This is a genomic window from Bordetella genomosp. 2 (assembly GCF_002261345.1).
In the GTDB taxonomy this organism is placed as follows: domain Bacteria; phylum Pseudomonadota; class Gammaproteobacteria; order Burkholderiales; family Burkholderiaceae_B; genus Bordetella_A.
Genome location: NZ_NEVT01000003.1, coordinates 730,222 through 752,436 on the forward strand (window position 1 = coordinate 730,222; position 22,215 = coordinate 752,436).

19 protein-coding genes are annotated in these 22,215 nt (G+C 69.0%); 9 read left to right on the forward strand and 10 right to left on the reverse strand.

Going from position 1 to position 22,215, the window contains the following annotated elements:
- Positions 1-4: 4 nt before the first annotated feature.
- Positions 5-3,466 (reverse strand): transcription-repair coupling factor, encoded by a 3,462-nt coding sequence (gene mfd / locus CAL24_RS05600; RefSeq protein WP_094805957.1) that lies wholly within the window; start codon positions 3,464-3,466, stop codon positions 5-7.
- 29 nt (positions 3,467-3,495) lie between these two features.
- Here mfd and ispD point away from each other — a divergent pair, with 29 nt between their 5' ends.
- Positions 3,496-4,170 (forward strand): 2-C-methyl-D-erythritol 4-phosphate cytidylyltransferase, encoded by a 675-nt coding sequence (gene ispD, locus CAL24_RS05605; RefSeq protein WP_094805959.1) that lies wholly within the window; start codon positions 3,496-3,498, stop codon positions 4,168-4,170.
- The gene (gene ispF, locus CAL24_RS05610) at positions 4,167-4,655 is read left to right on the forward strand and encodes a 2-C-methyl-D-erythritol 2,4-cyclodiphosphate synthase (RefSeq protein ID WP_094805961.1); all 489 of its coding nucleotides are present in this window, start codon (positions 4,167-4,169) and stop codon (positions 4,653-4,655) included. Before ispD ends, ispF begins: the two co-directional genes overlap by 4 nt.
- 112 nt (positions 4,656-4,767) lie before the next feature.
- On the opposite strand, the gene CAL24_RS05615 is transcribed toward ispF, so the two are convergent.
- The 4 genes from CAL24_RS05615 to risA are packed head-to-tail and all read right to left on the reverse strand — an operon-like array spanning position 4,768 to position 8,114.
- Positions 4,768-5,286 (reverse strand): carboxymuconolactone decarboxylase family protein, encoded by a 519-nt coding sequence (locus CAL24_RS05615; protein ID WP_028356435.1) that lies wholly within the window; start codon positions 5,284-5,286, stop codon positions 4,768-4,770.
- 55 nt (positions 5,287-5,341) lie between these two features.
- A complete protein-coding gene (locus tag CAL24_RS05620) occupies positions 5,342-5,890 on the reverse strand; it encodes a peroxiredoxin (protein ID WP_028356434.1) in 549 nt (182 codons plus the stop codon).
- Between the two features lie 60 nt (positions 5,891-5,950).
- The gene (gene risS / locus CAL24_RS05625) at positions 5,951-7,345 is read right to left on the reverse strand and encodes a sensor histidine kinase RisS (protein ID WP_028356433.1); all 1,395 of its coding nucleotides are present in this window, start codon (positions 7,343-7,345) and stop codon (positions 5,951-5,953) included.
- Between the two features lie 34 nt (positions 7,346-7,379).
- Positions 7,380-8,114, reverse strand: a complete 735-nt coding sequence (risA, locus tag CAL24_RS05630) for a response regulator transcription factor RisA (protein ID WP_094805964.1) — start codon at positions 8,112-8,114, stop codon at positions 7,380-7,382.
- A gap of 132 nt (positions 8,115-8,246) precedes the next feature.
- Here risA and tsaB point away from each other — a divergent pair, with 132 nt between their 5' ends.
- Both tsaB and CAL24_RS05640 read left to right on the forward strand, forming a co-directional pair.
- On the forward strand, positions 8,247-9,485 hold the full coding sequence (gene tsaB, locus CAL24_RS05635; protein ID WP_094805966.1) for a tRNA (adenosine(37)-N6)-threonylcarbamoyltransferase complex dimerization subunit type 1 TsaB: 1,239 nt from the start codon (positions 8,247-8,249) through the stop codon (positions 9,483-9,485).
- A 14-nt stretch (positions 9,486-9,499) separates the two neighbouring features.
- Positions 9,500-10,339 (forward strand): uracil-DNA glycosylase, encoded by an 840-nt coding sequence (locus CAL24_RS05640; RefSeq protein ID WP_432759284.1) that lies wholly within the window; start codon positions 9,500-9,502, stop codon positions 10,337-10,339.
- A gap of 42 nt (positions 10,340-10,381) precedes the next feature.
- Here the strand turns inward: CAL24_RS05640 and lplT are convergent, their stop codons facing one another.
- Positions 10,382-11,695 carry a lysophospholipid transporter LplT gene (gene lplT, locus CAL24_RS05645; RefSeq protein ID WP_028356430.1) on the reverse strand — a complete coding sequence of 438 codons (1,314 nt, stop codon included), beginning with the start codon at positions 11,693-11,695 and terminating at the stop codon, positions 10,382-10,384.
- A gap of 261 nt (positions 11,696-11,956) precedes the next feature.
- Between lplT and smc the strand changes: the two genes are divergently transcribed.
- Genes smc through ligA form a run of 3 tightly spaced genes read left to right on the forward strand, consistent with a single transcriptional unit; the run spans position 11,957 to position 18,677 of the window.
- A complete protein-coding gene (smc, locus tag CAL24_RS05650; protein ID WP_094805969.1) occupies positions 11,957-15,487 on the forward strand; it encodes a chromosome segregation protein SMC in 3,531 nt (1,176 codons plus the stop codon).
- A 44-nt stretch (positions 15,488-15,531) separates the two neighbouring features.
- The gene (locus CAL24_RS05655; RefSeq protein WP_094805971.1) at positions 15,532-16,578 is read left to right on the forward strand and encodes a cell division protein ZipA C-terminal FtsZ-binding domain-containing protein; all 1,047 of its coding nucleotides are present in this window, start codon (positions 15,532-15,534) and stop codon (positions 16,576-16,578) included.
- On the forward strand, positions 16,578-18,677 hold the full coding sequence (gene ligA, locus CAL24_RS05660; RefSeq protein WP_094805972.1) for an NAD-dependent DNA ligase LigA: 2,100 nt from the start codon (positions 16,578-16,580) through the stop codon (positions 18,675-18,677). Before CAL24_RS05655 ends, ligA begins: the two co-directional genes overlap by 1 nt.
- Before the next feature lie 111 nt (positions 18,678-18,788).
- Here ligA and CAL24_RS05665 read toward each other — a convergent pair whose 3' ends face one another.
- The 4 genes from CAL24_RS05665 to msrB are packed head-to-tail and all read right to left on the reverse strand — an operon-like array spanning position 18,789 to position 20,848.
- The gene (locus CAL24_RS05665) at positions 18,789-19,565 is read right to left on the reverse strand and encodes a peptidylprolyl isomerase (RefSeq protein ID WP_028356426.1); all 777 of its coding nucleotides are present in this window, start codon (positions 19,563-19,565) and stop codon (positions 18,789-18,791) included.
- Between the two features lie 18 nt (positions 19,566-19,583).
- Complete coding sequence (locus CAL24_RS05670) at positions 19,584-19,853, reverse strand: BolA family protein (RefSeq protein ID WP_028356425.1); 270 nt, start codon at positions 19,851-19,853, stop codon at positions 19,584-19,586.
- Positions 19,854-19,876: 23 nt separating this feature from the next.
- The gene (locus tag CAL24_RS05675) at positions 19,877-20,449 is read right to left on the reverse strand and encodes a septation protein A (RefSeq protein ID WP_028356424.1); all 573 of its coding nucleotides are present in this window, start codon (positions 20,447-20,449) and stop codon (positions 19,877-19,879) included.
- Positions 20,450-20,848, reverse strand: coding sequence for a peptide-methionine (R)-S-oxide reductase MsrB (gene msrB, locus CAL24_RS05680; RefSeq protein WP_028356423.1), 399 nt, complete (start codon positions 20,846-20,848; stop codon positions 20,450-20,452).
- Between the two features lie 52 nt (positions 20,849-20,900).
- Between msrB and CAL24_RS05685 the strand changes: the two genes are divergently transcribed.
- Positions 20,901-21,578 carry an energy-coupling factor ABC transporter ATP-binding protein gene (locus tag CAL24_RS05685; RefSeq protein ID WP_028356422.1) on the forward strand — a complete coding sequence of 226 codons (678 nt, stop codon included), beginning with the start codon at positions 20,901-20,903 and terminating at the stop codon, positions 21,576-21,578.
- On the forward strand, positions 21,578-22,171 hold the full coding sequence (locus tag CAL24_RS05690; RefSeq protein WP_094805974.1) for an energy-coupling factor transporter transmembrane component T family protein: 594 nt from the start codon (positions 21,578-21,580) through the stop codon (positions 22,169-22,171). The genes CAL24_RS05685 and CAL24_RS05690 overlap by 1 nt, the downstream gene beginning before the upstream one ends.
- Positions 22,172-22,215: the final 44 nt, after the last annotated feature.

Below are 22,215 nucleotides of genomic sequence, written 5' to 3' on the forward strand. Positions count from 1 at the left end.
GATATTACTTGAGAGAGCGCAGCACCGCGCGCACGGCGTCGGCGCGGGCGGGGATCTGGGCGGCCGTGAATTCGATGCGCAGCCGGTCCTGGCCGGCCAGCTTGATGTGGCGCTGCTTCTGCACCAGCTCGATGATGCGCAGCGGCTCGACGGCCGCCTTGGGGCCGAACTGCAGCAGCGCCTGGGTTTCGCTGGCGTCGATCTTGACGATGCCCAGCGGCTGCGCGGCCAGGCGCAGGCGATGGGTGGTCAGCAGGGTCTGGGCGGCCTCGGGCAGCTTGCCGAAGCGGTCGATCAGTTCTTCCTGGATGCGGATCAGGTCGTCCGCGTCGGCGGCGTGCGACAGGCGCTTGTATATGGCCAGGCGCGCGTGCACATCGGCGCAGTAGTCGGCGGGCAGCAGGGCGGGGGCGTGCAGGTTGACTTCGCAGGCCAGGTTGAACGGCGCGTCGAGGTCGGGCTCTTCGCCGGCCTTGAGGGCGCGCACGGCCTCGTTGAGCATCTCGTTGTACATCGAGAAGCCGATTTCCTGGATATTGCCCGACTGCGATTCGCCCAGCACCTCGCCGGTGCCGCGGATTTCCAGGTCGTGCATGGCCAGGTAGAAGCCCGATCCCAGTTCTTCCATGGCCTGGATGGCCTCCAGCCGCTTCTTGGCATTGGCCGTGATGGCGTCTTCGCCGGGCGTCAGCAGGTAGGCGTAGGCCTGGTGGTGCGAGCGCCCCACGCGGCCGCGCAGCTGGTGCAGCTGGGCCAGCCCGAAGCGGTCGGCGCGATGGATGACGATGGTGTTGGCGGTGGGGACGTCGATGCCGGTTTCGATGATGGTGGTGCACAGCAGCACGTTGTAGCGCTGCTGGTAGAAGCCCTTCATGACTTGTTCCAGCTCGCGCTCGGGCATCTGCCCGTGCGCCACGGCGACGCGCGCCTCGGGCACCAGCTCTTCGAGGCGGGCGCGCCGGTTGTGGATGGTCTCGACTTCGTTGTGCAGAAAATAGGCCTGGCCGCCGCGCTTGAGTTCGCGCAGCAGCGCCTCGCGGATGGTGCTGCCGTCCTCGCGGCGCACGAAGGTCTTGATGGCCAGGCGCTTTTGCGGCGCGGTGGCGATGACGGAGAAGTCCCGTATGCCTTCCAGCGACATGCCCAGCGTGCGCGGGATGGGGGTGGCAGTGAGCGTCAGCACGTCGACCTCGGCGCGCAACGCCTTCAGGGCTTCCTTCTGGCGCACGCCGAAGCGGTGCTCTTCGTCGATGATGACCAGGCCCAGCCGCTTGAACCGCACCTCCTTGGAGAGGATCTTGTGGGTGCCGATGACAATGTCGACGCGGCCGTCGTTGATGCCTTGCACCGCCTCGGCCACTTCCTTGGAGGAGCGGAAGCGCGACAGCTCGACCACGCGCACCGGCCAGTCGGCGAAGCGGTCGGCGAACGTCTGCGCATGCTGTTCGGCCAGCAGCGTGGTCGGGCACAGCAGCGCCACCTGTTTGCCGTTGGCCACCGCCAGGAAGGCCGCGCGCAGCGCGACTTCGGTCTTGCCGAAGCCGACGTCGCCGCACACCAGGCGGTCCATGGGGCGCCCGGACGTCATGTCGGCGATGACGGCCTGGATGGCCGCCGCCTGGTCGGCGGTTTCCTCGAAGCCGAAGCCTTCGGCGAAGGCCTCGTAGTCGTTCAGGGGCAGCTTGAAGACATAGCCCTCGCGGGCCGCGCGCTGCGCATACAGCGCGAGCAGCTCGGCGGCGGTGTCGCGCACCTGGCGGGCCGCCTTGCGACGCGCCTTGTCCCACTGCCCGGAGCCGAGCTGGTGCAGCGGCGCGGCGTCCGGGTCGGCGCCGCTGTAGCGGGCGATGACATGCAGTTGCGAGACCGGCACGTACAGCGTGCTGCCGTTGGCGTATTCGAGATGCAGGAATTCCATCTCGCCTTCGCCCATGTCCATGTTGACCAGGCCGTGGTAGCGGCCGATGCCGTGCTGCGCGTGCACCACCGGGTCGCCGGCGCGCAGCTCGGACAGGTCGCGCACCATGGCCTCGACGTTGCTGGCGCGCTCCTGGGCGCGGCGGCCGCGACGCGAGACGCCGGCCAGCCCGGGGTAGAGGTCGTTCTCGGTCAGGAACAGCAGGCGCGCCGAGGGAATGCCGAAACCGGCCGACAGCGGCGCGGTGGCCAGCGCGAAGGGCGCATCGGAGGCCACGAAAGCCTGGATGGACTCGGGCTGGGCCGCGGGGGCCGCGCCGAACTCGGCCAGCATCTGCGCCAGCGTTTCGCGGCGCCCCGCCGAATCGGCGCACAACAGCACGCGCGACTCGCCGCGCGCCAGCAGCGTGCGCAGCCGCGCGATGGGATCTTCGGCCCGCCGCGATACGCTGACATCCGGGGCCGGCGCGAAGTCGGGGTGGGCGGCGCCGTCGGTCAGGGCCAGGCGGGCAAAGGCCTTGAAGCGGGCATGCAGCGCTGCGCCGTCCAGGAACAGCGCCTCGGGCGGCAGCACCGGCCGTTCGCGGTCGCTCTTGAGGAAGGCGTGGCGGCTGGCGGTATCCTGCGTGAAGCGCAGCACGGCATCGTCGATGTCGCCGAGCGTCACGGTGATGGCGTCGGCCGGCAGGTAATCGAACAGCGTGGCGGTTTCGTCGAAGAACAGCGGCAGGTAGTATTCGACGCCGGCAAAGGCGATGCCGTTGCCGATGTCCTTGTAGGGCAGGGCGCGCGAAGGGTCGCCCTCGAATTCCTCGCGGAAGCGCGCGCGGAAGCGGTTGCGGGCGGCTTCGTCCATGGGGAATTCACGGCCCGGCAGCAACTGCACTTCGCGCACCGGATAGAGGCTGCGCTGCGTATCGACATCGAAACTGCGAATGGATTCGATCTCGTCGTCGAACAGGTCGAGCCGGTACGGCACGGCCGAGCCCATGGGGAACAGGTCGATCAGGCCGCCGCGCAGGCAGAACTCGCCGGGGGCGGTGACCTGCGTGACGTGGGTGTAGTTGGCCAGCGTCAGTTGCGCGCGCAGCGCTGCTTCGTCGAGCCGGTCCTTCTGCTTGAACGAAAAGGTATAGGCAGCCAGGAAGGACGGCGGCGCCAGCCGGTAGAGCGCGGTGGTGACGGGCACCAGCAGCACGTCGACCGCGTGCTGCATCAGCGCATGCAGGGTTTGCAGGCGTTCGGAGACCAGGTCCTGGTGCGGCGAAAACGCGTCGTAGGGCAGCGTTTCCCAGTCGGGCAACTGGCGCACGCGCAGCTCGGGCGCGAATTGCGGGATCTCGTCGGCCAGGCGCTGGGCCTCGAGCGGCGCGGCGGTCAACACGACCAGCGGGCGGCCGCCCTGGCGGGCCAGGTCGGCCAGCAGCCAGCCGTCGGCCGAGCCGGGCGGGCGCGGTTGTGCATAGCGGGCGCCGGGTTTCAGGGCGGACAGTGTGGCGGCAGTGGCGGGTACCCGCGAGGCCGCGTCGGAGGGCAAGGGATCGGACATCAGGCGGAAGATTATAAAATCTCCCGGCCATGACTGATTCCCTGATCGCCATCGTGCCCGCCGCGGGCGTCGGCGCGCGCGCCGGCACGCCGGGCTTGCCCAAGCAATATCGCCTGCTGGCGGGCCAGCCCATGTTGCGCCACGCGGTGACGGCGCTGCTGGCCGATGCCCGCATCGGCGAGGTGCGCGTGGCGGTGTCGCCGGACGACGGCTGGGCCCTGCAGGCGCTGGCCGGCCTGCCGCGCACCACCTGCCGGCCGTGCGGCGGCGCGACGCGCGCCGATACCGTCGCCAACGCGCTGGCCGACAGCGGCGCGCGCGACGATGCCTGGATTCTGGTGCATGATGCCGCCCGGCCCGGGCTGCCGCGCGAGGCGCTGGCGCGCCTGATCGACGCGTGCCTGGCCGATGCCGTGGGCGGCCTGCTGGCCCTGCCGGTGGCCGACACGGTCAAGTCGGGCGGGCCGCGCGTGCGCGCCACGCTGGACCGCGACGGCCTGTGGCTGGCGCAGACGCCGCAGATGTTCCGGGCCGGGATGCTGCGCGCCGCGCTGGCCGCGGCCAGCGCCGGCGGCGCCGTCGTCACCGATGAGGCTTCGGCGATCGAGGCGGCCGGCCATGCGCCGCTGCTGGTGCCGGGCGCGCTGCGCAATTTCAAGGTCACCTGGCCGGACGATTTCGAACTGATGGAAAAATGGCTATGAATTTCCCCTTCCGCGTCGGGCAGGGCTACGACGTGCATGCGCTGGTCACCGGCCGGCCGCTCATCATCGGCGGCGTGACCATTCCGCACACCCACGGGCTGCAGGGCCATTCCGACGCCGACGTGCTGCTGCACGCGATCACCGACGCTCTGCTGGGCGCGGCCGGGCTCGGGGACATCGGCCGCCATTTTCCCGACACCGACCCGACCTATCGCGGCGCCGACAGCCGCGTGCTGCTGCGCGAGGCGGTGGCCAAGGTGCGGGCGGCCGGCTGGGCGCCGGTCAACATCGACGCCACGGTGCATGCCCAGGCCCCGAAGATCGGGCCGCACGCGGCGGCCATGGTGGCCAATGTGGCGGCCGATGCGGGCATCGATCCGGCCGCGGTCAACATCAAGGCCAAGACCAACGAGGGGCTGGGCTACCTGGGGCGCAAGGAAGGGATCGCGGCCACCGTGGTGGCGCTGCTGGCGCGCGCCTCATGACGCGCGCAGCCCGGCGCGGGGCCGGGCTGCGTGGGAACTGCGTTTCGGTAGGAGAAGATGTCTGACACCCCGCAGGGGTGTCAGACACCTGGCGCTGACTTGTTGCGGCCGCTTACTTGCCTTGGGCGGCCAGCGACAGGGCGGCGGCGTTGACCACCGCCGCGATGCGGCCCACGTCGCGCAACTGCTCGACGCTCAGGCCGTCCTTCTTCAGGTTCTCGTAGTGCGACTGCACGCAGAAGTGGCACTTGCCGATGATCGAGGCGGCCAGCGCGAACAGCTCGAAACGCTTCTTGTCCACGCCGCCGTGGGTGGCGTAGGCATTCATGCGCAGCTGCGCCGGCAGGCTCTTGAGCTGGGCATCGCCGCTCATCTCGACGTACGGGTACCAGACGTTGTTCATGCCCATCAGGGCGGAAGCGGTCAGGGCGGCATTGGCGTCGCCTTCGGACAGGCCGCTCTTGAAGGCTTCGATCAGCACGGGGCTGCGCGCGGCGAAAGCGGCCGACAGGGCGGCGCCCAGGGCGTCCTCGGCGGGCAGGGTGGAGCGGGCGATCACGGCATCCAGATTCAGGCGGATATCTTTGGCCCAATCCGGCAGTTGATCTTTGATTGCTGAAAGGAATTCCATAGTTTTTACCTATAATCTGGAGCAGGAAAAGCCCGGACAAGCCGGGCCGGAAGAATTACAGCGTCGCGCCGCCCAGGGTGCGATTGCACGGGCAGAGCTCATCGGTTTGCAGACCGTCGAGCAGGCGCAGCACTTCTTCGGGGTTGCGGCCGACGTTCAGGTTGTTGACCGACACGTGCTGGATGGTGTTGTCCGGATCGACGATGAAGGTGGCGCGCAGGGCGACGCCTTCGTTCTTGTCACGCACGCCGAGCTGGTCGACCAGCGAACCGGTGGTGTCGCCGAACTGGTAGTGGCCCAGCTTGTTCAGGTCCGGGTGCTCGCGGCGCCAGGCCAGCTTGACGAATTCGTTGTCGACCGAACCGCCCAGCAGGACGGCGTCGCGGTCTTCGAAATCCTTGGCCAGCTTGTTGAAACCGACGATTTCGGTCGGGCACACGAACGTGAAGTCTTTCGGGTAGAAGTAGATCACCTTCCACTTGCCGGGAAACGAGCTTTCGGTGATGTCTTCGAACGCCGAAACACCGTTTTCTTCGTGCTGGTTGAAGCCGGGCTTGACACCGGTGACCTTGAAGGGCTCGAGTTTATCGCCAACAGTTTTCATGAGTACTCCCGTAAGTTGTTGGGTGGAATGAAGGCAGCGCCTCAAACCCTAAATTCTACGCTATTGGTTATCGCTGTCTAATTGATAATTTCTAAATCTGGCTTTGGGGATCTCTATGCGCGCGGTCAGTCCGCCGCCCGGGCGCGACAGCATTTTCAGCGAGCCGCCGACGTGCTTGAGCAGGCGTTCGACGATGGCCAGCCCCAGGCCCGCGCCGCTGACCCCGGTGCGCGCGGCCTCGCCGCGCGAGAAGGGCCGCAGCAGGCGGTCCACTTCCTCGGGGGCGATGCCGGGACCACGATCCGATACTTCGATGACCAGCGTATTACCTTCGGCGTGCAGGGTCATCGACAGGTGCGCCTGCCCGTCGGTGGAGCGGCCGTAGCGGCGGGCATTTTCGATCAGGTTGCTGACCACGCGCTTGAGGTCCAGCGCCGTGATGCGGGCGCGCAGCCCGGGTTCGATGGCGGCTTCGAGTTCCCCGCCCATCGACGCCGTATGGCTGCGCTCGCGCTCGTAGAGCTCGGTCAGCACGGCCGAGATGTCGGTGGCCATCTGGGGCAGGGTGCCGGCCGGACGCGCGTATTCCATCAACTGGCCGATGCTGTGGTCGATCTGGCCGAGGTCTTCGTCGATGGCCTGGCGCGCGTCTTCGGAGACGCCGCTCATTTCGATTTCCAGGCGCATGCGCGCCAGCGGCGTGCGCAGGTCGTGCGAAATGCCGGCCAGCATCAGTTCGCGGTCCGCCTCGGCCTGGCGCAGGTCCTTGGCCATGCGGTTGAACGAGGCGTTGAGGTCGCGGATCTCGAGCGGGCCCTGTTCCGGCAGCGGCGCGGGGGTCTCGCCGCGCGACAGCACCTGCGCCGCCCGCGCCAGGCGCGACAGCGGCCGGTTGACGAAGCCCACGCTGACCGCCGCGCCCACCAGCGACAGCAGCAGCGCGGTGGCGCCCCAGCCCAGCCATTCGATGCCGCCGGTCAGGCCGATCTGTTCGCGCTCGAACACCAGCCAGTACAGGTCCTGGTTGATCTGGAAGCTCACCCAGAAGCCGGGCACCTGGTTCACCCCCCAGGAAATCTGCGTTTCCGGGCCAAACCGGGTGCGGATGTGCTGGGCCACGCGCTGCCAGTAGTTGTCGTCGGGCAGGGCCTCGGTGAAATCGGTGACTTCGCGCGGGTAGACCTGGATGCCTTCGTTGGTGGCCAGGTCGAGCAGCAGCTTGCTGCGCTCGGCGTCATTCGAATAGATGAGCGCCGTGCGGGTGATGTTGACCGCCGTGATGACCCGCTGCGCCATCTGGTTGGCGCGCGGCCCGAGTTCCATGCTGAAGAACACCTGCAGCCAGGCGCCCAGGCTGACCAGCATCAGGGCGGCCAGCAACAGGAAGGTGCGGCCGAACAGCCCGAGCCTCAGGCGTGAGGTCAGGTTGCGGGATAACTTGCGCAAGCTGGGCACGAGACGGCGCTCCTGCCCGGGTCGAGCGGAATGATCAGCTGCCGCCATCCGGGACGAACACGTAGCCCAGTCCCCAGACCGTCTGGATGAACACCGGTTTGGACGGGTTCGGCTCGATCAGCTTGCGCAGACGCGAGATTTGCACGTCCAGGCTGCGATCGAAGGCTTCGTATTCGCGGCCGCGGGCCAGTTCCATGAGCTTGTCGCGCGACAGCGGGATCTTGGGATGGCGCGCGAACACCTTGAGGACCGAGAATTCGCCCGTGGTGATGGGCACCTGTTCGCCGTTGCGGGTGAGCGTGCGGGTGGACAGGTTGAGCACATACGGCCCGAAGGCGATGGATTCGTTTTCCTGGCTGGGGGCGCCGGGGTGTTCCTCGGTGCCGCGCCGGCGCAGGATCGCGTTGATGCGGGCCAGCAGTTCACGCGGGTTGAACGGCTTGGAGAGGTAGTCGTCCGCGCCCATCTCGAGGCCCACGATGCGGTCGATTTCCTCGGCCTTGGCGGTGAGCATGATGATGGGCGTGTTGTCGTGGCCTCCGCGCAGGCGGCGGCAGATCGACAGGCCGTCTTCGCCGGGGAGCATGAGGTCGAGCGCCAGCAGGTCGAAGTGTTCGCGCTGCCAGAGCTTGCCCATTTCCTTGGCGTCTTCCGCGACGAAGACGTTGAATCCTTGTTCCGACAAGTAGCGGCGCAGCAGATCGCGCAGGCGCGGGTCGTCGTCGACGACGAGGATCTTGCGGATGGGATTGGTGTTTTGAGTATTCATGGCCGGAAATGTAACAGCGACGAGAACCAGCGGCTAGAGGGTGTTCACAAGATATTACACATTGCGCGGTAAGGTTGAAATCCCTCGCTGTCAACCCCGGGCGGGCAGGCTGATTTCGTACAATCGGCCCCTATGGAATTGAACCTGCTGGCCCTAGAAACGTCTTCCTCGCGCTGCGGGGTGGCCCTGCTGCGCGAAACCCCCCAGGGGCCGCAGGTCAGCGTCCTCGAGCACGAGGGCGCCCAGGAGCACGCCGAGCGCCTGCTGCCCATGGCGGGCGAGCTGCTGGCGCGCGCGGGCCTGGTCCCGGCCGATCTGCACGCGGTGGCGTTCGGCCAGGGGCCGGGGGGCTTCACCGGGCTGCGGGTGGCCTGCGGCGTGGCCCAGGGCATGGGCCTGGCCCTGGATATCCCGGTGCTGCCGGTGGTGTCGCACCTGGCCGTGGCCGAGCAGGCCGCCGCCGCGCCCGGCGAGATCGTGCTGGTGGCGCTGGATGCCCGCATGAGCGAGGTCTATCTGGCTGCCTACGTGCGTCCGGCGGGGGGCGCCTGGCAGGTGGTGCAGGTGCCCATGCTGATCGCCGCCGACGAGGCGGTGGCCTGGGCCGGGCACCACCTGCCGGCCTGGTCGGCCGCCGCCGGCAGCGCCGCCGCGCCGCTGGCCGCGGGCGATGCCTGGGACATCTACCCAGACGACATGCGCCTGCCGCCCGCCTGGCGCCGGGCGCCGGCCGCGCGCCCGGAAGCCGCCGCGGTGGCCCGGCTGGCGCGGCTGGCCTGGCAGCGGGGCGAGGCCGTGGCGCCGGAACTGGCGGCGCCGCTATATGTGCGCGACAAGGTGGCGTTCACGACGCTGGAGCGCGAGCTCGGCCAGGGCGGCAACCCCCGGGCGGCGCCGGCGCTGGCGGCCCCCGTGCTGGCGCCCATGACGGCGGCCGACCTGGACGAGGTGGTGGCGCTCGAGGCCGAGGTGCAAGCGTTCCCCTGGACGCGCGGCAATTTCGCCGATGCGCTGGCGTCCGGCTACGAGGGCCGGGTATTGCGCCAGGATGGCCGGCTGGCCGGCTTCTGTGTGCTGATGCTGGCTCCGGACGTGGCGCATCTGCTGGTGATCGCCGTGGCGCGTGCGCACCATCGCCAGGGGCTGGGCAGCAGGCTGATGGAGTGGTGCGAGCAGTGCGCGCGCGATCACGGCCTGCCGGGCATATTGCTGGAGGTCCGGCCGTCCAACCAGACGGCCCTGGCATTCTATGAACGCCAGGGCTTCCTGCGCATCGGCGTGCGCAAAGGCTATTATCCGGCGGGCAGGGGCCAGCGCGAGGATGCGCTGGTCATGCAGAAAAACCTCGCCCGCGACGGAGCCCGGCCGTGACCCTCCCGCCTTCCATGCCCGCCACCCCGCGCGTCAATGCCCTGCAGAAGCTGTGGCTGCGCGAGATCGGCATCGAAAAGACCTGGCTGCCGGCCGGTTCCGTCGCGGCCCCCGCCGCGCCGCGGCCGGACGCCGCGCGGGCACCGGTCTCGCGGCCGGTCGCCGCGGCCGGGGGCGCGCCCGGCCCGGCGGCCGCGCCGTCCGCCGCCGCGCCCGCACGTCCGGCTCCCGTCGACAAGGCGCCGGTCCCGGCGTCCGCCGGCGCGCCGGCCCCAGCCACGGTGCCGGTGCCCGCCAACGACCTCGAGGCGATGCGCGAGCAGGTGGTCCAGTGCACGGCGTGCGGGCTGTGCAACGGCCGCCGCCATGCCGTGTTCGGCACGGGCGCCCAGCCGGCGCGCTGGATGGTGGTGGGCGAGGCGCCCGGCGAGCAGGAAGACCGCCAGGGCCTGCCGTTCGTGGGGCGTTCCGGGCAACTGCTGGACGCCATGCTGGCCTCGGTGGGCATGAGCCGCGAGAAAGACGTCTTCATCGCCAACGTCATCAAGTGCCGGCCGCCCGGCAACCGCAACCCCAAGCCCGAAGAAATCGCGGCCTGCAGCCCCTACCTGATGCGGCAGATCGAGCTGCTCAAGCCCGAGCGCATCCTGGTCCTGGGCCGCTTCGCGGCGCAGACGCTGCTGGGCACCGATGCCACGATCGGCAGCCTGCGGGGCCGCCGCCATACACTGGCCGCGCCCGATGGCCGCGAAATTCCGGTAGTGGTCAGCTATCACCCCGCCTATCTGCTGCGCAGCCCCGGCGAGAAGGCGCGCGCCTGGCAGGACCTGCGCCTGGCGGCGCGCCTGGGCTAGGGCCTGGTCCCTGGAAGGCCCCGGGCCGGCGCCGGCCCGCCTTTAGTGGGGCGCCTTGAGCGCCTGGCCGTGGCCTTCCTGGCCGATCTGCTCGTGCAGCGCCGGGTTGGCCGACAGGTTGCGGCGGCTCCAGCGCATGAACAGGATCATCAGGATCGCCACCAGCAGGCCGAACAGCACGATGATGGTGTTGATGGGCAATTGCAGCCACAGCAGCACCGTATAGATGGCGACCATCAGCAGGATGTTCAATTGCTCGTTGAAATTCTGCACCGCGATCGAATGACCCGCCGACAGCAGCACGTGTCCACGATGCTGCAACAGGGCGTTCATGGGCACCACGAAGAACCCGGCCAGGCCGCCGGTGACCAGCAGCAGGGCGTAGACGCTCCAGGTGGAGTGCACCAGCGGCATCAGCAGCACCACCAGGCCCATCAGCACGCCGACGGGCAATACGCATAGCGCCTTGCGCAGCGGGATGCGGCCGGCCAGGATGGAGCCGACGACGGTGCCGAGCGCCGCCACGCCCATCAGCATCGAGGCTTCGTCGAGCCGGTAGCCCAGGTGGCTGCGGCCCCATTCGATGACGATCAGCTGCAGCACCGCGCCCGCGCCCCAGAACAGGGTGGTGACCGCCAGCGAAATCTGGCCCAGCTTGTCCTGCCACAGCACGCGCACGTAGCTGGCGAAGGTCATGGTGAGCTGCACCGGGTTCTTCTGCTGGGGGGGATAGCGCACATGGGTATGCGGGATCAGCAGGTTGCACAGGGCCGCCAGCAGGTACACGAAGGCGATGACCAGGATGGCGGCCTCGGCGGGCGTGTGGACCCAGCGGCCGATCTGGGCGTGTTCCAGCAGCAGCTTGGAGGCGGCCGGCGAGATCAGCAGGCCGCCCAGCACCGTGCCCAGGATGATGGACATGACCGTCAGGCCTTCGATCCAGCTGTTGCCCTTGACCAGCATCTCGGGCGGCAGCATTTCGGTGACGATGCCGTACTTGGCGGGGGAATAGGCCGCGGCGCCGACGCCGACCAGGCCGTACGCGAGGCAGACCAGGTAGGTCTGGTGAGTCGGGGGTACGCCCAGGCTGGCGTACATGAACATGAGCAGGCAGCCGGCCACTTTCAGGGCATTGGTGGCGAACATCACGCGACCCTTGGGGAACGAGTCGGCCAGGGCGCCGACGAAGGCCGCCAGCACCACGTAGGCCAGCGCGAACGACCATTTCATCAGCGGCGCCATCCAGTCGGGGCCTTGCAGTTCCAGTATCAAGGCGATAGCCGCGATGAACAGCGCGTTGTCCGCCAGCGACGAGAAGGCCTGCGCAGCCATGACCAGATAGAACCCGCGTTTCAAAAGAGAATCCCCGATGCCGCCAGGGCGGGCCGGCGGCGTTGAAAAACCTGTTTCGTATGCAAAAAAGTGTCAGCGAGTATAGCGTCCGATGCGCCTGGGGCGGGTTTTTCCGCATCAGGCCGCCGCCGGCCAAGGCCGGGGCAGGAGGCGTCCCTGGGGTATCATACGATCCGCATGCGACGGCCCCGCGGGGCCGGCCCGCATCCGTGCGGCAGGTCCGTTAACGCCTTTCGTTCAACTTCACCCGTCCGTCATCGTACTGTGCGCCTGACTCAACTAAAACTCGCCGGCTTCAAATCGTTCGTCGACCCCACCGTGATTCCCGTGCCCAGCCAGTTGGTGGGCGTGGTGGGCCCGAACGGCTGCGGCAAGTCCAATATTATCGATGCGGTGCGCTGGGTGCTGGGCGAGGCGAAGGCTTCCGAGCTGCGCGGCGAATCCATGCAGGACGTGATCTTCAACGGCTCGGGCAACCGCAAGCCGGCGGCGCGCGCCTCGGTCGAGATGGTGTTCGACAATAGCGAAGGCCGGGCGGCGGGCCAGTGGAGCACCTATTCCGAGATCGCGGTGCGGCGCGTGCTGACGCGCGACGGCACCAGCAGCTACTACGTCAACAACCAGCAGGTGCGGCGCCGCGACATCCATGACATCTTCCTGGGCACCGGCCTGGGCGCGCGCGGCTACGCCATCATCGGGCAGGGCATGATCAACCGCCTGATCGAGGCCCGCCCGGAAGAACTGCGGGTGTTCCTCGAAGAGGCGGCCGGCGTATCGCGCTACAAGGAGCGGCGCCGCGAAACCGAGAACCGCCTGGCGGACACGCGCGAGAACCTGACCCGGGTCGAGGACATCCTGCGCGAGCTCGGCAGCCAGCTCGAAAAGCTGGAGGCCCAGGCCGAGGTGGCCCGGCAGTACCGCGAGCTGCAGGCCGACGGCGAAAAGAAGCAGCACGCGCTATGGCTGCTGAAGGAAACCGGGGCGCGCGACGAGCGCGCGCGCAAGAGCCAGGAAATGGCCCAGGCCCAGAACGACCTGGAAGCCGCCATCGCGGGCCTGCGGGCCGGCGAGGCCGAGCTGGAATCGCGCCGCCAGGCTCATTACGCGGCCAGCGACGCGGTGCATGCCGCCCAGGGCCAGCTCTACGAGGCCAATGCCCAGGTCAGCCGGCTCGAGGCCGAGATCCGCCACGTGGTCGATTCGCGCAACCGCCTGCAGGCGCGCCGCGAGCAACTGCAGCAACAGATCGCCGAGTGGGATACCCAGCAGACGCACTGCACCGAACAGATCGCCCAGGCCGAGGACGACCTCGCCACGGGCGCCGCGCGCACCGAGGAAGCCCGCGCGCTGGCCGAGGACGCCCAGGCCAGCCTGCCGGCCACCGAGGCCAAGGTGCGCGACGCGGCCGCCGCGCGCGACGAGATGCGCGGCGCGCTGGCGCGCGTCGAGCAGAACCTGGCCCTGGTCGCGCAGACCCAGCGCGACGCCGACCGCCAGTTGCAGAACCTCGAACAGCGCCGCGAGCGCCTGCAGCAGGAGCTGCGCGAGCTGCAGTCGCCCGACCCCGCGCGCCTCGAGCAGCTGGCCGGCGACCGCGCCGCCGGCGAGGAGCAGCTCGAAGCCGCCCAGGGGGAACTGGCCGCCCTGGAAGCCCGCGTGCCCGAGGCCGACGCCGAGCGCAGCCGCGCGCAGGCGGCGTCCCACCAGGAAGCACAGAGCCTGGCCCGCCTCGAGGCGCGGCTGGCCGCCCTGGTCAAGCTGCAGGAGGACGTGCAGAAGCAGGGCGCGCTGGAGCCCTGGCTGGCCAAGCACGAGCTGGCCGGCCTGGGCCGCCTGTGGCAGAAGCTGCATATCGAGCCCGGCTGGGAAAACGCCCTGGAGTCGGTGCTGCGCGAGCGCATGGCCGCCATGGAGGTGCGCAACCTGGATTGGTCGCGCGCCTTCGCCGACGACGCTCCGCCGGCGCGCCTGGCGTTCTACCAGGTGCCGGCGGCCGCGCCCGCCCCGGCCGCGCCGCAAGGCCTGACCCCGCTGGCCAGCCTGCTGCGCATCACCGATCCCGATCTGCGCACGCTGCTCAACGATTGGCTGCGCAACGTCTACACCGCGGCCGACCTGGGCCAGGCCCTGGCCCTGCGCGCCACCCTGCCGCCCGGCGCGGCCTGCGTGGTCAAGGCCGGCCACGTGGTCGATGCCCATAGCGTGCGCTTCTACGCGCCCGACTCCGAACAGGCCGGCCTGCTGGCGCGCCAGCAGGAGATCGAGAACCTGCAGCGCGAGATCAAGGCGCAGCAGCTCATCGCCGACCAGGCGCGCGCCGCCGTGGCGCGCGCCGAGGCCGCCTGGCAGCAGGTGTCGCAGGCGGTCGCCCCGGCGCGCCAGCGCGTGGCCGAGGTGACGCGCCGCGTGCACGACATCCAGCTCGAACATTCGCGCCTGCAGCAGCAGGCCGAGCAGTCCGGCGAACGCGCCGCGCGCCTGCGCCAGGACCTCGAAGAAATCGCGGCGCACGAAGAAGATCTGCGCGCCACCCGCGAAGAGGCCGAGGCCCGCTTCGAGACACTCGACGCCGAGCTGGCGGAACATCAGTCCCGCTTCGCCGATGCCGAGATCGCCGGCGAAGACCTGGCCGCCCAGGCCGAGGCGGCGCGCGCGCGCCTGCGCGAACTGGAGCGGGCCGCCCAGGAGGCCGAATTCGCCGAGCGCGGCATCCAGTCGCGCATCGCCGACCTGCAGCGCAACCGCCAGCTGGCGGCCGAACAGAGCCAGCGCGCCGCGGCCGAGCTGGAGCAATTGCAGCTCGAACTGGCCGAGCTCGACGCCTCGGCCTCGCAGGCGGGCCTGCAAGATGCCCTGGAACTGCGCGCCGAGCGCGAGGAAGCCCTGTCGCGGGCGCGCCAGGAACTGGACAACCTGTCGGCCCTGCTGCGCGGCGCCGACGAAGACCGCATGCAGCAGGAGCGCGCGCTGGAGCCGCTGCGCGCGCGCATCACCGAACTGCAACTGCAGGAGCAGGCCGCCCGCCTGGCCGAGCAGCAGTTCACCGAGCAGCTCGAGGCCCGCGAGGTCGATCGCGAGGCGCTGGCGCGCGAGCTGGCCGACATGCCGGACGAATGGCGCCGCGCCAACTGGCTGCAGTCCGAGGTGGGCCGCATTTCGCGCCAGATCGACGGGCTGGGGTCGGTCAACCTGGCCGCCCTCGACGAACTGAACACCTCGCGCGAACGCAAGGAATTCCTCGATTCGCAGCAGCAGGACCTGCTGACCGCCATCGAGACGCTGGAAGACGCCATCCGCAAGATCGACCGCGAGACGCGCGAATTGCTGCAGGCCACCTTCGATACGGTCAATGGCCATTTCGGCGAGCTGTTCCCCAAGCTGTTCGGCGGCGGCGAGGCCAAGCTGACCATGACCGGCGACGAGATCCTCGATGCCGGCGTGCAGGTCATGGCGCAGCCGCCGGGCAAGCGCAACAGCACCATCCACCTGCTGTCGGGCGGCGAAAAGGCGCTGACGGCCACGGCATTGGTGTTTGCCCTGTTCAAGCTGAACCCCGCGCCGTTCTGCCTGCTCGACGAGGTCGATGCGCCGCTGGACGACGCCAATACCGAACGCTACGCCAACCTGGTCAGCAGCATGAGCGAGCAGACGCAGTTCCTGTTCATCTCGCACAACAAGATCGCCATGCAGATGGCCAAGCAGCTGGTCGGCGTTACCATGCAAGAGCAAGGGGTTTCGCGTATCGTTGCCGTAGACATTGATTCGGCCGTGCAAATGGCCGCCGAAGCCGCATAAACCAATTATCGAATGGCGCCGTCCCGCCGGCGCAGGATTGACACATGAGCGACTTGCAGATCGGGCTGATTGCCCTGGGTGTGCTGCTGATACTGCTGGTACTGGGTTTCAACTGGTGGCAGGATCGCCGCGCGCGAAACCGCATGCAGGCGCACTTTCCCGCCTCCGAGCAGGACCCGCTGCTGGGCGCCGGCGAGAGTCGCGCGGGCGGCGAATCGGTGCGGCGCGAGCCCGGCATCGGCATGGCGGGCGCCGCCCAGGCGGCCGAGCCCAGCCCGGACGGCGACGACGCCGAAGAGCCGGATCCCGCCTGCGAGATCGTCATCGAGGTCAATTTCGGCGAGCCGGCCCCCGGCGCCGACCTGCTGCCCTACATGCAAAGCCTGCGCCATACGGGGCGCAAGCCGATACGCGTATTCGCCGAGACCGACGGCGGCCGCCACCGGGCGCGCATCCACGCCGGCGAATCGTATGCTTCGCTGCAGCTGGCGGTGCTGCTGGCCAACCGCAGCGGCCCGCTCACCGCTATCGAATGGTCGCAGGCCTGGGCGCGCGCCCAGGATCTGGCCGAACGCTTCGAAGGCACCATCGAAGGGCCCGACCAGCAGGCCGTGCTGGAGCGCGCGGCCAAGCTGGACGACGTCTGCGCCGCGCTCGACACCCAGGTCGGCCTGACCCTGCTGCTGGGCGCGCCGCGTGGCGCCACCGAGGTGGTCGGCCTGGCGCGCGAGCTCGGGTTCGCCCCCGACGGGCCGCGCCTGGCCTGGCTGGCCGATAACGGCGTGGCGCGCTTCACCCTGGCCCGCGGCGACGGGGCCGCGTTCGACGCCGGCATGTCCAGCGTCGATCGCCTGCTGCTGCTGCTCGACGTGCCGTGCAGCCCGGCCGATCCGCGCGCCTTCGGCCGCATGGTCGACGTGGGGCGCGAACTGGCCGCGCGCCTGCATGCCGAACTGGTGGACGACCAGGGCAAGCCGCTGGTCGACGGCGCGGAAACCGTCATCGACGAGCGGCTGCAGGTGCTGTTCGGGCAGCTCGACCAGGCCGGGCTGCCGGCCGGCAGCCCGCGCGCGCAGCGGGTGTTCGCATAATGGCGAAACCGGTCGGCGGCCGCGAAGCGGCGCAGCGGGCCGCGCAACTGCGCGCCGAGATCGAACAGCACAATGTGCGCTATTACGTCCAGGATGCGCCGACCGTCTCCGACGCCGAGTACGACGCGCTCATGCGCGAGCTCGTCCAGCTCGAGACCGACCATCCCGAACTGGTCACGCCGGAGTCGCCCACCCAGCGGGTCGGCGCAGCGCCGCTGGCGGCGTTCGGCAGCGTGCGCCACGCGGTGCCCATGCTGTCGCTGGGCAACGCCTTCGATCCGGAAGACGTGCAGGCCTTCGACCGCCGGGTCGCCGAGACCTTGCGCGGGGCCGGGCTGCTGGGCCTGGACCAGCAGCCGGAGTATTTCTGCGAATTGAAGCTCGACGGCCTGGCCATCAGCCTGCGCTATGAAGACGGCAACCTGGTGCAGGCGGCCACGCGCGGTGACGGCCAGACCGGCGAGGACGTGACCGCCAACGTGCGCACCATCCGCGTCGTGCCGTTGCGCCTGAAAGGGGCGGCGCCGCGCGTGCTGGAAGTCCGCGGCGAGGTGCTGATGAACCGGGCCGATTTCGAGCGCCTGAATCGCACCCAGGCGGCGCGCGACGAAAAAGTCTTCGTCAACCCGCGCAATGCGGCCGCCGGCAGCCTGCGCCAGCTGGATCCGCGCATCACCGCCCAGCGCCCGCTGCGTTTTTTCGCCTATAGCTGGGGCGAGGTGCATGGTTTGCCGGGCAAGCAGGCAGGCTTGTTCGAAGAGCCGGTGCCTGGCGTGCGCAACGAGTCCACGCTGCCGCACGATAGCCACGGCGCCATGCTGGAGTGGCTGGCCGAGCTGGGCCTGCCGGTCAATGCCAGGTACAACCGCCGGGTGGTCGGCGCCGAGGGGCTGCTGGCTTTCTATGAGCAGGTCGGGCGCGAGCGCGCCGGCCTGCCCTACGACATCGACGGCGTCGTCTACAAGGTGAATTCGCTGCCGGCCCAGAAAGTGCTGGGTTTCGTGGCGCGCGCCCCGCGTTTCGCGCTGGCGCACAAGTTCCCGGCCGAGGAAGCCACCACCCGGCTGCTCGACATCGAGGTGCAGGTCGGGCGCACCGGCGCCATCACGCCGGTGGCGCGGCTGCAGCCGGTGTTCGTGGGTGGGGTGACGGTGACCAATGCCACCCTGCACAACGAGGACGAGATCCGCCGCAAGGACGTGCGCATCGGCGACACGGTGGTGGTGCGACGCGCCGGCGACGTGATCCCGGAAGTGGTCGCCCCAGTGCCCGAGCAGCGCCCGGCGGATGCCCGCGAGTTCGTCATGCCCACCGCCTGTCCGGTGTGCGGCTCGGCCATCGAGCGCCCCGAGGACGAGGCCATCGCGCGCTGCACCGGCGGATTGTTCTGCGCCGCGCAGCGCAAGCAGACCCTGCTGCACGCGGCGGGCCGCAAGGCGCTCGACATCGACGGCCTGGGCGAGAAACTGATCGATCAGCTGGTGGAAAGCGGCCGGGTCAAGTCGCTGGCCGACCTGTACAGCCTGACCGCCTTCGAACTGGCGGCGCTCGAACGCATGGGCAAGAAATCGGCCGAGAACCTGGTGGCCGCGATCGACAAGGCGCGCACGCCGACACTGGGACGGCTGCTGTTCGCGTTGGGCATACGCCACGTGGGCGAGACCACCGCGCGCGACGTGGCCCGTCATTTCGGCACCATCGAAAGCATCATGGACGCCGACGAAGAAGCGCTGGCCGGCGCGCCCGACGTCGGGCCGGTGGTGGCCGGCTCGATCCGCCGTTTCTTCGCCGAGCCGCACAACCGCGAGATCATCCACTTGCTGGCGGAGCAGGGCGTGCACCCCGTGGCAGAAGCCGGCCCGCAGGGCAATACGCTGGCGGGCAAGACCTTCGTGCTGACCGGCACCATGCCCAACTGGACCCGCGACGAAGCCACCCGCCACATCCTGGCCGCTGGCGGCAAGGTCAGCGGCTCCGTCTCCAAGAAGACCGCCTACGTCGTGGCGGGCGAGGATGCCGGCAGCAAGCTGGCCAAGGCGCAGGAGCTGGGGGTCACCGTGCTGGACGAGGACGGCCTGAAGGCGCTGCTGGGCGTGTAGCTTGGACTAGGTGCCTGACACCGAAGTGTGCAGCCACTGTCTCGATGATGCGGCCAGAAGCAAGAATGCCCGCGCAATGCGGGCATTCTTGTGTGGGCGCGACGCGGCGGATTACTTGATCGTGGCCTTTTCGCGCAGTTCTTTCTGGTAGTCCGACAGCGTCTGCTGGCGCAGCATTTCTTCGAGCTGCGGGCGCACCTGGTCGAGCGGCGGGAATTCCACCGGGCGGGTGTCCTCGACCTGGATGACGTGCCAGCCGAATTGCGTCTGCACCGGCTTGTCGGCCAGCTGGCCCTTCTTCAGGCTGCTGACGGTGTCGGCGAACGGCTTGACGTAGTTGGTGGGCGCGGCCCAGCCCAGGTCGCCGCCATTGGCGGCGCTGCCCGGGTCCTTGGAGTTCTTCTTGGCCAGGTCGGCGAACTTGCCCTTGTTGCTCTTTACCTGGGCCAGCAGGTCGTTGGCGGTTTTCTCGTCTTCGACCAGGATGTGGCGGACCTTGTATTCCATCTTGCCGGCCTGCTGCTGCTTGACCTTGTCGTACTCGGCCTGCACCTGCTTGTCGGAGACCGGGTGCTTCTGCAGGTAGTCGGCCATCAGGGCGCGCACCAGGATGCCCTGGCGGGCCAGTTCGATCTCGGTCTGCACGTCGGGCTGCTTGGCGATGCCGTCTTTCTCGGCCGCTTGCACGAACACCTGGCGGTTGATCATTTCCTGCTTGACCTGCTCGCGCAGCTGCGGAGAGTCGGTGGCGCCCTGGCTGACCAGCAGCTTGACGAACTGATCCAGTTCCTGCTGCGAGATGGCCTTGCCGTTGACCGTGGCGACGTTCTGCGCGAAGGCGGGCAGCGCGACCGCGCAAGCCGCGGCCAGCATCACGATGCGTTTCATGGGAATCCTTTAATGCCGTTACTGGGGAGCTTGGGCGTCTAGCGCAAGCGCATGGATGGGATGAGGGATCAAATCGTGCAAAAGATCATACACCAGGCGATGACGGGCCACGGGCGACAGGCCGGCAAAGCGCGCGGCCACGATGTGCACATGGTAGTGGCCGGCGCCGCCCTGCGCGCCGGCATGGCCGGCGTGCAGGTGGGAGTCGTCGCGGATGTCCAGGGCGATGGGGTCGAGCGCCGCCAGGCGCGCGCGGATGAGTTCGATGCGGTCGGTGTGGTCAGGCATGGAAATGGCGATGAAGCGGCGGGTCAGTCTTTGCCGGTGTCGTTGCCGGCCTCGGATTGGCGCGGCTGCTGGATGTGGCGGCCCAGCCACACCGATTGGCCGATCACGAAGGCTACCAGCAGGCCCATCAGGCCGAACACCTTGAAGTTGACCCACTGCGATTCGGTGAAATGCCCGGAGAACGCGACATACAGGTTGATGGCGCCGGCCGCCAGGAAGAACAGCGCCCAGCTCAGGTTGAGCTTGTCCCAGGCGTGATCGGGCAATTCGACCTGCGTGCCGAGCAGGCGCCGCATGAGGTTGCGGCCGAACAGGCGCGCGCCCAGCAGCGCCCCGCCGAACAGCCAGTACAGCACGGTGGGCTTCCACTTGATGAAGACGTCGCTGTGCAGCCACAGGGTGGCGCCGCCGAAGATGACGATGACCGACAGGTTGATCCAGTGGGTGGCCTCGATGTGCTTGCCGGTGACGCGCAGCCATATGAACTGGGCGACCGAGGCGGCGATGGCCACCGCCGTGGCGGTATAGATGTCGGCGAACCGGTAGGCGACGAAGAACAGGATCAGCGGGAAGAGGTCGAACAGGAATTTCTTCATTCAGTCTTCGAGCGGTTCGAATTTGAGCGACAGCGAGTTGATGCAGTAGCGCAGCCCGGTGGGCTCGGGGCCGTCGGGGAAGACGTGGCCGAGGTGGGCGTCGCAGATATTGCACAGCACTTCGGTGCGGATCATGCCGTGCGAGGTGTCGCGTTCTTCGCGCACCCGGGCCGGATCGATGGGTTCGAAATAGCTGGGCCAGCCGCAGCCGGCATCGAACTTGGTGTCGGAGGCGAACAGGGGGGTGCCGCAGCCCACGCAGCGGTATATGCCGTGGGTGGTGGTGTTCCAGTAACGGCCGGTGAAGGCGCGTTCGGTGCCTTTCTGGCGCACCACGGCGTATTCTTCGGGCGTGAGCTGGGCGCGCCATTCGGCGTCGGTTTTGCGTACTTTTTCCATATGCACTCTTGGAGTCCCGTTCCGCGAAATGGTTCGGGCATAATCCGACCCCATGTTAATCGAGTTTGACCAGGCGGTTGTTTCCACGCCCCATTCCCAGGCGCTGCGCGGGGTCAGCCTGACCCTGGCGCAGCGGCGCATCGGTGTGGTCGGCCCGAACGGGGCCGGCAAGAGCACCCTGGCCAAGCTGCTCAATGGCCTGGTGCTGCCGACCGCCGGGCGGGTCACGGTGGATGGCCTGGACACCCGGCGCGAGCTGAAGGCCGTGCGCCGCCGGGTGGGGTTCGTATTCCAGAACCCGGAAAACCAGATCGTCTATCCCATCGTACGCGAAGACATGGCGTTCGGCCTGAAAAACCGCGGCCTGGACGGGGCCGAATGCGCCCGGCGCGTCCAGGCCAGCCTGGCGCGGCTGGGGGTGGACCACCTGGCCGACCGGGCCAGCCACACCTTGTCCGGGGGCGAGTGCCAACTGGTGGCGCTGGCCGCGGTGCTGGTCATGGAGCCCGCCCTGGTGGTGTTCGACGAGCCGACCACCCAGCTGGACCTGCGCAACCGCAACCGGGTGGCCCGCGCCATTGCCGAGCTCGACCGGCCGGCCGTGGTGGTGAGCCACGACCTGGACCTGCTGCAGGATTTCGAGCGCGTGCTGGTCGTGGTGGATGGCCGCATTGCTGCCGACGACGCGCCCGGCGCGGCGCTGCGCTGGTATCGCGAGCACTGCGCATGATGATCGAACCTTTGTACGTGCGCGGCCGCAGTCCGTTGCACCGGCTGCCGGCGGCCCTCAAGCTGGCGGCGCTGGTGGCGGCCGGCGCCGGCCTGTTCCTGGTGCGCGACCCGCGCCTGCTGGGCGTGGCCGCGGGGGTGGCGGGCCTGTTGGTCTGGTCGACCGGAGCGGGCGCGGCGGCCTTGTGGCGCCAGACGCGCGGGCTGCTGTGGGTGCTGGCCGCGATCGGCTTGTTCGCGGGCCTGTTCCAGGGCTGGCTGCACGCGCTGGGCGTGCTGCTGCGCATTGTGGCGCTGGTGGGGCTGGCCTTGGCGGTGACGCTGTCGACCCGCAGTTCCGATTTGATCGCCGTCTGCGAGCGCGCCTTGTTGCCGTTGCAGCGGCTCGGCCTGCTGGACGCCGGCAAGGTCGCCCTGGCCCTGGCGCTGGCCCTGCGCTTCGTGCCGGAGATCTGGCGGCATTTCCAGGAGATCCGCGAGGCGCAGGCGGCGCGCGGGCTGGCGCGCCATCCGCTGGCCCTGGTGGTGCCGCTGGTGGTGCGCACGCTCAAGCGGGCCGACGAAATCGCCCAGGCGATCGATGCGCGCAGTTGAGTGGCCGGCGCCCGCCGGCCGTGTTTGCTTTCCCGACGACGTTC

Bases quoted from the DNA above. Each gene is read 5' to 3' on its own strand.
- mfd (WP_094805957.1), bottom strand. From the start codon at position 3,466: ATGTCCGATCCCTTGCCCTCCGACGCGGCCTCGCGGGTACCCGCCACT.
- ispD (WP_094805959.1), top strand. From the start codon at position 3,496: ATGACTGATTCCCTGATCGCCATCGTGCCCGCCGCGGGCGTCGGCGCG.
- ispF (WP_094805961.1), top strand. From the start codon at position 4,167: ATGAATTTCCCCTTCCGCGTCGGGCAGGGCTACGACGTGCATGCGCTG.
- CAL24_RS05615 (WP_028356435.1), bottom strand. From the start codon at position 5,286: ATGGAATTCCTTTCAGCAATCAAAGATCAACTGCCGGATTGGGCCAAA.
- CAL24_RS05620 (WP_028356434.1), bottom strand. From the start codon at position 5,890: ATGAAAACTGTTGGCGATAAACTCGAGCCCTTCAAGGTCACCGGTGTC.
- risA (WP_094805964.1), bottom strand. From the start codon at position 8,114: ATGAATACTCAAAACACCAATCCCATCCGCAAGATCCTCGTCGTCGAC.
- tsaB (WP_094805966.1), top strand. From the start codon at position 8,247: ATGGAATTGAACCTGCTGGCCCTAGAAACGTCTTCCTCGCGCTGCGGG.
- CAL24_RS05640 (WP_432759284.1), top strand. From the start codon at position 9,500: ATGCCCGCCACCCCGCGCGTCAATGCCCTGCAGAAGCTGTGGCTGCGC.
- CAL24_RS05655 (WP_094805971.1), top strand. From the start codon at position 15,532: ATGAGCGACTTGCAGATCGGGCTGATTGCCCTGGGTGTGCTGCTGATA.
- ligA (WP_094805972.1), top strand. From the start codon at position 16,578: ATGGCGAAACCGGTCGGCGGCCGCGAAGCGGCGCAGCGGGCCGCGCAA.
- CAL24_RS05665 (WP_028356426.1), bottom strand. From the start codon at position 19,565: ATGAAACGCATCGTGATGCTGGCCGCGGCTTGCGCGGTCGCGCTGCCC.
- CAL24_RS05670 (WP_028356425.1), bottom strand. From the start codon at position 19,853: ATGCCTGACCACACCGACCGCATCGAACTCATCCGCGCGCGCCTGGCG.
- CAL24_RS05675 (WP_028356424.1), bottom strand. From the start codon at position 20,449: ATGAAGAAATTCCTGTTCGACCTCTTCCCGCTGATCCTGTTCTTCGTC.
- msrB (WP_028356423.1), bottom strand. From the start codon at position 20,848: ATGGAAAAAGTACGCAAAACCGACGCCGAATGGCGCGCCCAGCTCACG.
- CAL24_RS05685 (WP_028356422.1), top strand. From the start codon at position 20,901: ATGTTAATCGAGTTTGACCAGGCGGTTGTTTCCACGCCCCATTCCCAG.
- CAL24_RS05690 (WP_094805974.1), top strand. From the start codon at position 21,578: ATGATCGAACCTTTGTACGTGCGCGGCCGCAGTCCGTTGCACCGGCTG.